This window comes from Loktanella sp. M215 (assembly GCF_021735925.1).
Classification (GTDB): Bacteria; Pseudomonadota; Alphaproteobacteria; order Rhodobacterales; family Rhodobacteraceae; genus Loktanella.
On sequence record NZ_WMEA01000001.1, the window covers coordinates 2,678,481 to 2,690,112 of the forward strand.

11 protein-coding genes are annotated in these 11,632 nt (G+C 65.0%); 4 read left to right on the plus strand and 7 right to left on the minus strand.

The features are described 5' to 3' along the window. Nucleotides 1–39: 39 nt before the first annotated feature. Complete coding sequence (hfq, locus tag GLR48_RS13140) at nt 40–273, plus strand: RNA chaperone Hfq (protein WP_072855560.1); 234 nt, start codon at nt 40–42, stop codon at nt 271–273. A gap of 1 nt (nt 274) precedes the next feature. Beyond that, nucleotides 275–1,555 carry a GTPase HflX gene (hflX, locus tag GLR48_RS13145; RefSeq protein ID WP_237062124.1) on the plus strand — a complete coding sequence of 427 codons (1,281 nt, stop codon included), beginning with the start codon at nt 275–277 and terminating at the stop codon, nt 1,553–1,555. Here the strand turns inward: hflX and GLR48_RS13150 are convergent. The 7 genes from GLR48_RS13150 to GLR48_RS13180 form a co-directional block, all read right to left on the minus strand. After that, entirely contained in the window at nt 1,536–2,069 is a 534-nt protein-coding gene (locus tag GLR48_RS13150; RefSeq protein ID WP_237062126.1) for a GGDEF domain-containing protein, read from the minus strand. The genes hflX and GLR48_RS13150 overlap by 20 nt on opposite strands. A 9-nt stretch (nt 2,070–2,078) precedes the next feature. Then, entirely contained in the window at nt 2,079–2,333 is a 255-nt protein-coding gene (locus GLR48_RS13155) for a hypothetical protein (protein ID WP_237062128.1), read from the minus strand. 62 nt (nt 2,334–2,395) lie between these two features. Further along, nucleotides 2,396–3,166 carry a GGDEF domain-containing protein gene (locus GLR48_RS13160; RefSeq protein ID WP_237062130.1) on the minus strand — a complete coding sequence of 257 codons (771 nt, stop codon included), beginning with the start codon at nt 3,164–3,166 and terminating at the stop codon, nt 2,396–2,398. A gap of 42 nt (nt 3,167–3,208) precedes the next feature. Continuing rightward, a complete protein-coding gene (locus tag GLR48_RS13165; RefSeq protein WP_237062132.1) occupies nt 3,209–5,686 on the minus strand; it encodes a penicillin acylase family protein in 2,478 nt (825 codons plus the stop codon). Nucleotides 5,687–5,760: 74 nt separating this feature from the next. Then, nucleotides 5,761–6,108: a DUF4345 family protein gene (locus tag GLR48_RS13170; protein ID WP_237062133.1), complete on the minus strand. Its 348-nt coding sequence runs from the start codon at nt 6,106–6,108 to the stop codon at nt 5,761–5,763. A 74-nt stretch (nt 6,109–6,182) separates the two neighbouring features. Next, complete coding sequence (locus GLR48_RS13175) at nt 6,183–6,818, minus strand: nucleoside/nucleotide kinase family protein (protein WP_237062135.1); 636 nt, start codon at nt 6,816–6,818, stop codon at nt 6,183–6,185. 172 nt (nt 6,819–6,990) lie between these two features. Further along, nucleotides 6,991–7,302 carry a hypothetical protein gene (locus tag GLR48_RS13180; protein WP_237062137.1) on the minus strand — a complete coding sequence of 104 codons (312 nt, stop codon included), beginning with the start codon at nt 7,300–7,302 and terminating at the stop codon, nt 6,991–6,993. Between the two features lie 357 nt (nt 7,303–7,659). Between GLR48_RS13180 and GLR48_RS13185 the strand changes: the two genes are divergently transcribed. Next, complete coding sequence (locus GLR48_RS13185) at nt 7,660–8,589, plus strand: YihY/virulence factor BrkB family protein (RefSeq protein WP_237062139.1); 930 nt, start codon at nt 7,660–7,662, stop codon at nt 8,587–8,589. A 121-nt stretch (nt 8,590–8,710) separates the two neighbouring features. Next, a complete protein-coding gene (locus tag GLR48_RS13190) occupies nt 8,711–11,593 on the plus strand; it encodes an Ig-like domain-containing protein (protein ID WP_237062141.1) in 2,883 nt (960 codons plus the stop codon). Nucleotides 11,594–11,632: the final 39 nt, after the last annotated feature.

Sequence of the window (11,632 nt, forward strand, 5' to 3'; positions counted from 1 at the left end):
CCGATCCGCGGCGACAAGAATAATATAGGGTGAATTTCCATGGCGTCCGACAAGGCCAACCTGCAAGATGCGTTTCTCAACCATGTGCGCAAGACAAAGGTCCCCGTCACGATCTTTCTGGTGAACGGCGTGAAACTGCAGGGCGTCATCACCTGGTTCGACAGCTTCTGCGTGCTCTTGCGCCGCGACGGCCAGTCGCAGCTGGTCTACAAATCGGCGATCTCGACGATCATGCCGTCCCAACCCATCAGCCTGTACGAAGGCGAGGAATAATTTGTTCGAACGCGACCGGCCCGTCACCCGGGCCTTTGTCCTTCATCCCGACCTGAAGTCCGACCGTGACCGCAGGGACGCGGATCCCGCATTGGAAGAAGCCGTCTCTCTCGCCGCCGCCCTGCCTGACCTTGTGGTCGTGGGCGCCGAAGTTGTGCGCCTGCCGAAACTGCATCCCGGCATGCTGTTCGGCAAAGGCAAGATCGCCGAACTGAAAGAGCGCATGAAGGCCGAAGAGGCCGAACTGGTGCTGGTCGATGGCCATGTCACCCCCGTCCAGCAGCGCAATCTGGAAAAGGAATGGGGCGTCAAGCTCCTCGACCGGACCGGGCTGATTCTCGAAATCTTCTCGGACCGCGCCCGCACCGCCGAAGGCGTGCTGCAGGTCGAAATGGCGGCCCTCTCCTACCAGCGCACGCGCCTCGTGCGCGCCTGGACCCACCTTGAACGCCAGCGCGGCGGCCTCGGCTTCGTCGGCGGCCCCGGCGAGACCCAGATCGAGGCGGACCGCCGTGCCATCGACCTGCAACTGCAAAGCCTCAAGGCGCAGCTGGCCAAGGTCGTCAAGACCCGCGCCCTGCACCGCGCCGCCCGCGCCAAGGTGCCCTATCCGATCGTGGCCCTCGTGGGCTACACCAACGCCGGCAAATCGACGCTCTTCAACCGCCTGACCGGGGCAGAGGTCTTTGCCAAAGACATGCTTTTCGCCACGCTGGACCCCACCATGCGGCAGATCGAACTGCCGCACGGCGAAAAGATCATCATGTCCGACACGGTGGGCTTCATCTCTGACCTGCCGACGGAACTGGTCGCCGCCTTCCGCGCCACGCTGGAAGAGGTGCTTGACGCCGACCTGATCGTGCATGTCCGCGACATCAGCCATCCGCAAAGCCAAGAACAGGCCGACGACGTCATGGCGATCCTCGCGACGCTGGGCGTGTCCGACACCGCCCCCATGCTCGAAGTCTGGAACAAGGTCGACCGCCTCTCGCCAGAGGCGCGCGAGGGCATGATGACCCAATCCGCCCGGACCGACGACATCTTCGCCACCTCCGCCATCACCGGCGAAGGGCTCGACGCCCTGCTGGAAGCGATCACCGAAAAGACCAAGGATCCCCGCACGACCGAGGTGCTGACCCTTGGCTTTAACGCCGGCCGTGCGCGTGCATGGCTCTTCGACGCCGGTGTCGTGACCGATGACAAGCAGACCGACGATGGCTACCGGATGGAGGTCTTCTGGACCGCCCTGCAAAAGGAACGCTTCAGCCGGCTACCGGATTGAACAGCGGGTCGGGCCGGGGTTGGCTGCAGGCGACATGATCGGCCACCCAGGTCACCAGCTTCGCCCGCCCGGCCTGCTTCGCACAATACAGCGCCTCGTCCGCGCGCCGCATCGCCTGTTCCAGCGTTTCGCCCTGCAGCGTCACGGCGGCGCCCGCCGACAGCGTCAGCTGCAGCGGATCGGTCGCCGCATGGTGCCGGACCGGGATCACGGCACACAGCGCCTGTCCCAGCGCCGGGATCGCCAGTGATTCGCGCCTGACGAAAATCCCGAACTCCTCGCCACCGATCCGCGCGACCACGTCCTGCGAAGTCGTGACATCGCGCAGACGGTCCGCCACCGCCCGCAGACAGATGTCGCCCACCGCATGACCGAAGGTATCGTTGATCCGCTTGAAATGATCCGCATCCACGATCAGCACGACCCCCTGCAGGTTATCGGCCAGCCGCGCCTGCGTTTCCGCGATGAAGCCGCGCCGATTCATCAGCCCGGTCAGCACGTCGGTACTGGCCAATTCCAAAAGCTATTTATGCAACCTGTAAGAGCGTCGCACCGTGTACAGCGTCAGCCAGACGAAGGGGGTGGCGGTGAAGAATGTCACCAGAAACCGTATGCCGGGCGTCATGTGCTGATGCCCCGTCAGCAGCCATTCCGCCGTGATCGACACAAGGTGGATCACGACCATGAAGAGGCAGAACTTGAAAATCGTGTCGCGCCTGCTTTTCGGCGCCGTCGCGCGGATCAGTCGGGTCGCCAGCAGCTTGCTTTGCGTCAACATACGAACACCAGCCTATGCAATCATCTAAAATACCTAAATCAATAGATAAAAAGATAATCAGATCAGGCCACCCTGTCCATGACTGATCGTGACCAGACGACAAGCCGTGCCCGTCCGCCCGCCTTTGCCGCATAAAGCGCCTCGTCTGCCCGCGAGAGCGCCGCCTCGATCATCTCGTGCGGCTTGGTTTCTGCGGCACCGACCGACAGGGTTAGCCGCAGGGGATCACGCTCCTCCGGCAGGTTGATCATGATGGTGCTGCACATCTTGCCGCCGATTCGGGTAATCTCCTCCAGCGTGCAATAGGGCATGAAGGCGCCGAATTCCTCTCCGCCGATGCGTCCGACCAGATCCTCGGCCCGGCGGACGTCGTTCAGCCGCTTGGCGATGGCCTGCAGGCAGCGGTCACCGACCGCGTGGCCATAGGTGTCGTTGATCCGCTTGAAATGATCCGCGTCGATGATTAGCACGAATCCCGTTTCGCCCTTGGCCTGCGCGCGCCCGGCCTGTGCGACAAAGGCGCGTCGGTTCGGCAGGCCGGTCAGCATGTCGGTCATCGCCAGATCCGCCAGCTGCGCGTGAATCCGGTCCATGTAGGTCAGCATGCCAAAGGCAATCGCCGTGAACGGCAGTTGCACCAGCGCCGCCGTCAGCAGCGACGCCGGCAGGTCCTGCCACCCCTGATGCAGCACCAGCACGGCGATCATCGCATAGAGGACCAGGAAAAGGACGATCACTATCAAAGGCTTGACGACATAGTCCCGGCGCTTGTTCAGCGCAAAGGTCCGCAGCAGGCCTTGAAAGATCGTATGCTTCATCATGGGCGTGACCATGGCCTCCGACCCCTTTGCCAATGCTTAAGCAGGGCGGGAAATTTACGGTGATTTTGAACCGGTTTCCGGCTCCAGCCGCATGGTCCCCAGGGCCGCCGCCCGCGCCAGATCCGGGTCCAGCGACATCGGGATGTATTCCCCCCGCCGCCACAGCTCTCCCAGGTTGTCGTAATAGCGCGACAGGAAATGCCCGGACTGCCCCGTGGCCGTGACGAAGACCGACGAATCGGGGTCGGCAAAGTCGTAGACCCCGCGGTAGCCCGCCGCATGGACGTTCAGGAAGGGGTCCGGCCCGGTGCCGCTGGTCTGGCCGCGCATCAGGGTGTTGTCGCCGCCGCTGGTCGACTGGCGGATGTTCACGAACCACTGCAGGATCGGCACGGTGCCCAGCGTCGGATGGTCGTGCGCCGCCTGATGCGCGTCGCCCCAGCGCAGGGTTTCCAGGTTCTTGCCCCAGTTTTCCCCGATCCACGTCAGCGCGTCGTCCAGCGACTGGCGGGCGATGTCGGTGCAGGTCTCGACCGGCGCCGACTGGATCACGTCGCACCAGACGGACGCGCCGTCCACGTCGCGGAACACCCGCTCGATGAACACGGGGTCGATATGGGTGAACTCGGTCGCCAGCGGCCCCAGCTCGTCACGGATCAGCCGGTCCTGCAAGCTGCGCATCCAGGCGGCATAGATCAGCGGCTCCGGCAGATGCTCGTTCATCTCGCCGTTCCAGTTCGCCAGCAGCGTCAGCGCGATCTGCCGGCGCCGTTCCGGCGTGCCGTCCTCTGCCGCGTCGCCGGTGAACCACAGGTCGGCCCCGACCAGCGGCAGCAGCGACCGCGCGGTGAAACTGACCGTATCCAGCTGCGCCTCGATAAAGCTGTCGCGGGTATGCACCTCGCGGCTTTGCATCAGACGTCGCCAGCGCTGCACCCGCTGCGTATCGCCCCAGTTGTAGGAAACGTGGTTCGGAAACGGCCGGTTCACGGTCTTGTTGTTGGTATTGCCGACGATTCCGCCCTCGGGGGCCACGAACTCCGGGTTGTCCGCATAGGGCATGATCCCCTGCCAGCGATTCTCTGGCAGATACCCGTAAGAGGGCAGGCGCCCCTTGCTCTGGTGATTAGGATCGCGGCGCGGGATCGCGCCAATCGTCTTCATCGCCACATCCGTGCGGTCCGCCAGCGTCAGGTTCTGCGCCGGGGCGACATAGGGCGCGGCCGCGGCAATCGCCTGTTCGATCGTGCGGGATTTCATCATCGCCATCGCCGCCGACAGGCTGGGATCGTCGCCCGTCAGAGCGGTCCACGACAGGCTGGTCACATGCCCCGGCGGCGTCACGGTCCCAAGGTCGAACACATCGCCCGGCAGCACCGGCCCGTTGTCGGTCCACTTCAGCTTCAACGTGATCGCGGGACTGTCCTTGATCGTGACGATGCTGTCGCGGGCGCGGAAATCGGTCCAGCCGTCGGGGGTGCGGTACTGGTTGGGATTGTCCGGGTTGATCTGTTCGATATGCACGTCCTGATCGTCGACATAGGCCGTGGTGATGCCCCAGCCCAGATCCGCGCTGCGCCCCGACAGGATCACCGGCAGGCCCGGAATCGTCCCCCCGATCACGTCGCCCGACGCAAGCTGCAACCGCGCCAGATACCAAACGGTCGGCGCCGTCAGTTGCAGGTGCGGGTCGCTGGCCAGCAGCGTCGATCCCGTCGCCGACCGGCTGATCCCGGCGGCCCAGGCGTTCGACGCCCCCGCCAACCCGTGTCCCATCACCGGCGACAGCGGATCGTCCGGGCCGCGCGTGTTGGCGGCATATTTCGGCACGTCACCCACCAGCGCGCTATAGTCGGGCAGGGCGGCGATCCCGTCGGTGGGATCGTCGGGCAGAATGTCCGCCAGACGCTCTGCCGGGACGATCAGCGACGTGCGCGCACGCAGCACCTCGTCATTCGCTTGCCCCGACAATTGCAGCGCCAGCAGCTTGAGGATCGCGATGCTGTCCGCAGGCTGCCAAGGGGCGATGGGCGCGTTGAAGATCCACATCTCTGGCGCACCGCGCCCGCGCGATCCCTTGTTGATTTCGCCCAGCCAGGCGTTCACCCCGGCAGCATAGGCGGTCAGCGCGGCCGTGGTCGGCGCATCCTGCGCCTTGACCGAGGTGACGGCCAGCCCGTACAGATCCAGCCGTCGCATCAGGTTGTCGATCCGGACGGTGCGCTCTCCGAACAGCTCTGACAGGCGGCCCTGCACCGTGCGGCGCAGCATGGTCATCTGCCACAGCCGGTCCTGCGCATGGGCATAGCCCAGCGCAAAGAACACGTCCTCGTCGGTCTGGCCAAAGATATGCGGCACGTCGGCATTGTCGCGCACGATCTCGACCGGGGCGGTGATGCCGCTGACCGTATAGGTGCCGTCGTAGTCGGGCAGGGACCGCGAGGCGAAATACCACACCAGCACGATGGCCGCGACCACCAGCACGACGGCCCCGGTCGCCAGCCACATCAACCACTTGAATATCCGCGCCATCAAAGAACCCCCGTCACCGGCGGGTCCTTCCTAGCGCGCGTGGACCGCCGCCGCCACCGGGGTTTTGCGCCCGATCAGGCGAAGTTGACCCAGAGCGCGCCCAGTCCCACCACGACCTCGGTCGCAAAGAACTTCCATTTCAACCCGTTGGTCCCGTCCAGCATCAGCGAGGTCGCACGCCCCACTGCAGCCCCGGTCCAGGCACAGCCGATCATGCCGTAAGCCACCGGTGTCCCGATCAGGATCGCCCCCAGCCCCAGCCCCACGAACAGCGCGCCAGAGGCCGCGCGGATCTCGCTTGGCCCCATGTTGCCCTCGCCCTTCTTCAGGTCGAGCATGTCCATCGTATAGCGTGGCGCCAGCCAGCCCACGGCGCCAAGGCCGATGCTGGCCAGCGCAAAGAGGTAGTTCAGAATATCCATCGTGCGGACCTTTCGCTGTGTCTGCAAGGCGATCTAGCGGGGTTTGGTCGCACGGCGAGGGGCAGGGTGCCCCGTCAGTCCTGCGGGCGCAGGGTGATGTCGCAGGGCAGGGCGCGCATGATGACGCGCTCGGCGTTCGGGATGTCGTTGCCCTCGGCCCGGCGCATCGCGGCGGTGCGCGACAGGTTCAGCGACAGCCAGCGCTGGATCAGGCGGGCACGCAACTCCGGCAGCCCGACCTCGACCCGCACCGACAGGTCCCACAGGTCCGCAAGGTTCGCCCATGGCATCTCGTCGAACATCAGGTAATTGCCCTCGACGATGATGACAGCGCAATTAGCCGGCACCACGACCGCGCCCGCCACCGACAGATCGCGCGACCGGTCGAACACCGGGGCCACGACCTCCACCGCTTCGGTCATCCGGCGCACCAGATGCAGGAACCCGTCGGCGTCGAAGGTCTCGGGTGCGCCCTTGCGGCCCCGCAGACCGCGCGCATCCAACACCGCGTTGTCCAGATGGAACCCGTCCATCGGCACGATCATCGCGGGACAGCGCTGCACGTTCAACCGCCGCGCCAGCTCTGACGCGAGCGTCGACTTGCCGCTGCCGGGCGCCCCCGCGATGCCCACAAGGATGCGTTCCTGCGTCTCGCGCATCTCGTGGATACGCTCTGCCAGCAAGTTGACCTGATCGGTGATGTTCTGCACGTCTGCCCTCGCGTTCCGCGTTTGCCGCGGTATCTCTGGCCCTGACGCTAGCCAGACCGGGCCGGACAGGCGAGCGGAAATGCTACCGGGCCGTGCATTTTGCACAAGACCGCTGACACCGATGACACACCAAGGGGGCAGGGCGCGCCCCCCGGGCGTGCCGTTTTGGACCTCAGCGGGGCGGCATCTGCGCGATCTCGGCCGCGACGCGCGCTTTCAGCAGCTCCGGGTTGTTGACCAGCGTTTCGTCCTTGCAGATGACGGTCGCGATCGCGTTGGCATTGGCGTAATCATAGCCGTAAGCGACCAGATCCGTGACAAAACTGCCCTGCGGGTGATCCCAGATCGTGGCCGTTGTCGGCCCGCGATAGCAATCGGCGGTGATGACAAAGGTGCGGTGTTGCCCGGCGTCGGCAAAGGCGGCCGGGGCCGCAGCTGCGGTCAGGGCGGCAAGGCCCAGGGCGCGTATTACTGTTCTGGTCATGGTAATCCCTCGTGAATGTGTGACTCGGTAAAAGGTGCAGAAAGCTGTGCCGTCTGGCAGCAGCACGATGGCTGTCTGCCGGATCGTGTTGGACTGCCCGCCATCCATATCATCGAAAACAGGCGGGGCAGGCGCGAAACGCAATCATCGCTGGCCGTCGTCAAACACGTTTTCGGCATCGGCGCCCCCGCGCCGCCGCGCAAGGCGTGGGGCTGTCCCACGTCACGTCTGTTCTGGGCCGCCTGCAGGGTCGCCCGTGCAAAAAATCCCCGCAATCCTGCGCCTTTTGCGTAACACCGGGCACAACGATGTCGCACCGGCTGGGCAGGGACCACCGCTTGCCCTAGGTCTTTGTGCATGACCGACACACTCCCGTCAGGCCCGGGCCATGCCCGCGCCACCGCACAGGATCCACCGCCGGGGGCCACCCGGCGGCTGTGGACCTTGCTGATGGCCGTCTGGACGACGGCGACAGAGCGGCATATTTCCCTGATTGCCGCCGGTGTCGCCTTCTTCGGCATGTTCGCCCTGTTCCCCGCGCTGGCCGCGATCATCGCGATCTTCGGCCTGCTGGCGGACCCCACCATCGTCGTCCAGCAGCTGGAGCTGATGAAGGAAATCATCCCGCAGGAAACCTACCTGCTGTTCGTGGGTCAGATGGGCCGCCTGCTGGCCGCCCAGACCGGCACGCTGGGATTCGCCTCTGGCGTGTCGCTGATGCTGGCGCTCTGGGCCGCGCGGGCAGGGGTCGCGGGGCTGATGGAGGGGCTGAACGCCATCGCCAACCGCCCGGCGCGCAACGGGTTCAAGCAGATCGTCGTGGCCCTGACCCTGACGATCACGTTGGTCGCCCTCGCGATCCTCGCGATGGTGGCCGTCATCGTCGCCCCCATCGTGATGAAATTCGTCCATATCGACACGGGCACCGCCTGGATCCTCGAGGTCATCCGCTGGCTCGTGGCGCTCTTCGTGCTCTACGCCGCACTCTCGCTGCTCTACCGTTTCGGCCCCAACCAGCGGGGCGCGCGGCTGCGCTGGATGACGATCGGTGCGGCCACCGCCGTCGTGCTCTGGATCGTCGCCTCGGCCGGTTTGTCATATTATTTGGGGAATTTCGGGAACTATAACGAGGTTTACGGATCCATCGGTGCGGTGATCGGCATGCTGCTCTGGCTCTACATCACCGCCTACCTGATTTTGCTGGGTGCGGCCCTCAATCTGCAGGTCCACGGCAACGTCGACGGCCAGCACGACGCCCCCCGTCCTGCGGCAAATGTGTCACCATGAAGGCCACCATGCGGTAAGCGCCGCCATATTCCATCTGGATTAACGATCCCCCCCGCGCTAACCTGTCCGCAATCAAAATGATGCGTCCCATGATGGGCGCGCAATGAGGCGGAGTAGTTTTATGTCGGCGATTGAATTCGTCGTCCGCAATGATGCGGGCGGTTTGCAGCGTGGTGAAGTGTCCGGCAAGGGCGCGAACGCAAATATCATCGTAGGTCAGAGCCAGGACGTATCCCTGAACCTGGAACGAAGCCACGTGCTGTCCTACGCCCGTCAGGGTCAGGCCCTGCAGGTCATGCTGGTCGATGGCGAGATCATCACCATCCAGGGGTTCTTCACGCCAGAAGGTCAGGCGCAGAACCACCTCTACCTCTCCTCCGGCGGTCAGCTGGCCGAGGTGCAACTGGTGCCCGGTGACGGCAACCTGATGCTGGCCCAGTACGTCGACAGCGACAGCTTCGGCAAATGGTCGCCCGATGACGAGCTTTACTTCACGCAGATCGCGGAACTGCCCGTCGATGACGCCGGTCCGCAGGCCACCATGATGGCAGCCCCGCTGATGGGCGGCCTCGGCGGTCTTGGCGGCTGGGGTGCAGCCGGTGCGGCCGCCGTCGGTGGCGCGCTTCTGGTCGGCGGCAACAGTGGTGACAGCGGTGACAGCGGTTCCGGCGGCGAGAGCGGCGACGGCGGCGGTGGCACGACTCCGACCGTTCCGACCGACCCCACGGATCCCACGACACCGACTGATCCGACCGATCCCACGACACCGACTGATCCGACCGATCCCACGACACCGACTGATCCGACCGATCCCACGACACCGACTGATCCGACCGATCCCACGACACCGACTGATCCGACCGATCCCACGGGCCCGACCGATCCGACTGATCCGACAGGCCCCACCGATCCCACGGACCCGGTCGAGCCGCCGGCCCCCCTGCCGCCGGTCGTCGAAATCACCACCGGCACGCGTGGCGACGGCACCGTCGTCAATAACGACGACTACAAGGACGGCGTCGATATCGGCGGCACCGGCACGCCCGGCGCCACCGGCACCGTGACTGTCGGCACCGTGGTCGTGAACATCACGATCGACCAAACCGGTCACTGGCAGACCACCATCCCCGCAGGTCAGCTGCCCGAAGGTGAATACGATCTGCCCGTGAAGGTCATCGTGACGAACGAAGGCGGCTCTGCCACCGACACCGACACACTGGACGTCGATACCGTGGCGACCGTCACCTTCGATGCGTCCAAGGTTGAAACCGACGGCACCGTGAACTTTGTCGAGGAAACGGACGGCGTCGTGCTGAACGGCACTACGCAGGCCGGATCCACCGTGATCGTGCAATTCGGCGGCGCCAGCTACAACGCCGTCGTCACCGGCACGAACTGGAGCCTCAACGTGCCTGCTGGTGTTCTGCCGCAGGGCGACCTTGGCACCGCGATCGACATCACCGTGACCGCCACCGACAGCCATGGCAACACGGCGACCGTGACCGACACGCTGGAAATCGACACCATCACCGGCGTGACCGTGAACCCGATCCCCGCAGGCGGCGACAACACGGTGAACGCGGCCGAGCGTACCACTGGCGTCACCGTGACCGGCACCGCCGAAGCAGGCGCGACGGTCATCGTCACCATGGCCAATGCGTCGCACACCGTGACGGCGAACGCGCAGGGCCAGTGGACCACCACCTACGCCCAAAGCGAGGTGCCCCGCAGCGAAGGCATGGTCCAGACGGTCACCGCCGTCTCGACCGACTTGGCCGGAAACACCGACACGGCCTCCGGCACCGTCCGGATCGACACGGAAATCCACGCGACCATCGACACCTCTGACGTCGACGGCCCCGATGGCATCGTGAACGCCGAGGAAACCAAGGACGGCGTCATTCTGCACGGCACCGCCGACGCAGGCGCCACCGTGGTCGTGACCTTCAACGGGTCCACCCACACGGTCACCTCCAACGCGCAGGGCAACTGGTCCTCGCAGTACAGCCGCGACGAACTGCCCACCGGCAACATCGAGCTGAACTACACCGTCAACGTCAAGGCGACGGACGTGGCCGGCAACACCGCATCCACGACCGGCATCGTCAAGATGGACACCTGGGTCAACCAGCTGACCAGCACCAGCAAGGTCGGCGGCGACGGCGTCCTGAACCATCAGGAAGAAGCGCAGGGCATCACCCTGAACGGCCGTGTGGAAAAGGGCTCTTCGGTGCTGGTCGACTTCGACGGCGTCCAGCACGTGGCGACGGTCAAGGCCGACGGCACATGGACCGTCCACTTCACGGCCGCTGAAATCCGTGACGGCGAATACAACGCGGTCATCGGCATCCACGCGACCGACGCCGCCGGTAACGTCCGCTCGATCGAGGAAACCTTCGTCGTCGATACGGTGCTGCCGGAATCGCCGGACGTGCTGGGCATCTTCCTGCAGGGACAGAACAAGGACGGCGTCACGCAGGTCGCGGTCGAAAGCGCGGACGATGCGCTGACGATCCACGCCTACAACGCCAGCGGCGTGCAGCTGCTGTCCGACAAGGCCCTTGCAAACCCGGGCGAGGCGGGTCGGTCCGACTTTTACTTCGGGACCAACAACCCCGTCGCCGACGGCAAGCACCTTGTCGTCACCGCGACGGACGACCACGGCAACACCAACTCGACCCTGCTGGTGCTGGAAGAAAAGGCGACCGACAACGTCGACATCACGGCGCCGAACCTTGACGGGTTTGACATCGGGGCGATCGACCTCAGCTACGCGGAAAATGCAAAGCTGTCGCTGACCAAGGCCACCATCGACGCGCTGTCCGACAACGACAACGTGCTCGTGATCCACGGGGCCATCGACGACACGGTCACCTTCCACGGCACCGGAACGATGCAGGGAACCGAGACGATCAACGGTCAGGCCTACGACGTCTACGACGTCGGCGGCGACACCGTGATCAAGATCGACCACGACATCCAGTTCGTGCAGTCTATCGTCTGACGCGTCAATCCAAGGGGGTGGGCAACGACCCGCCCCCTT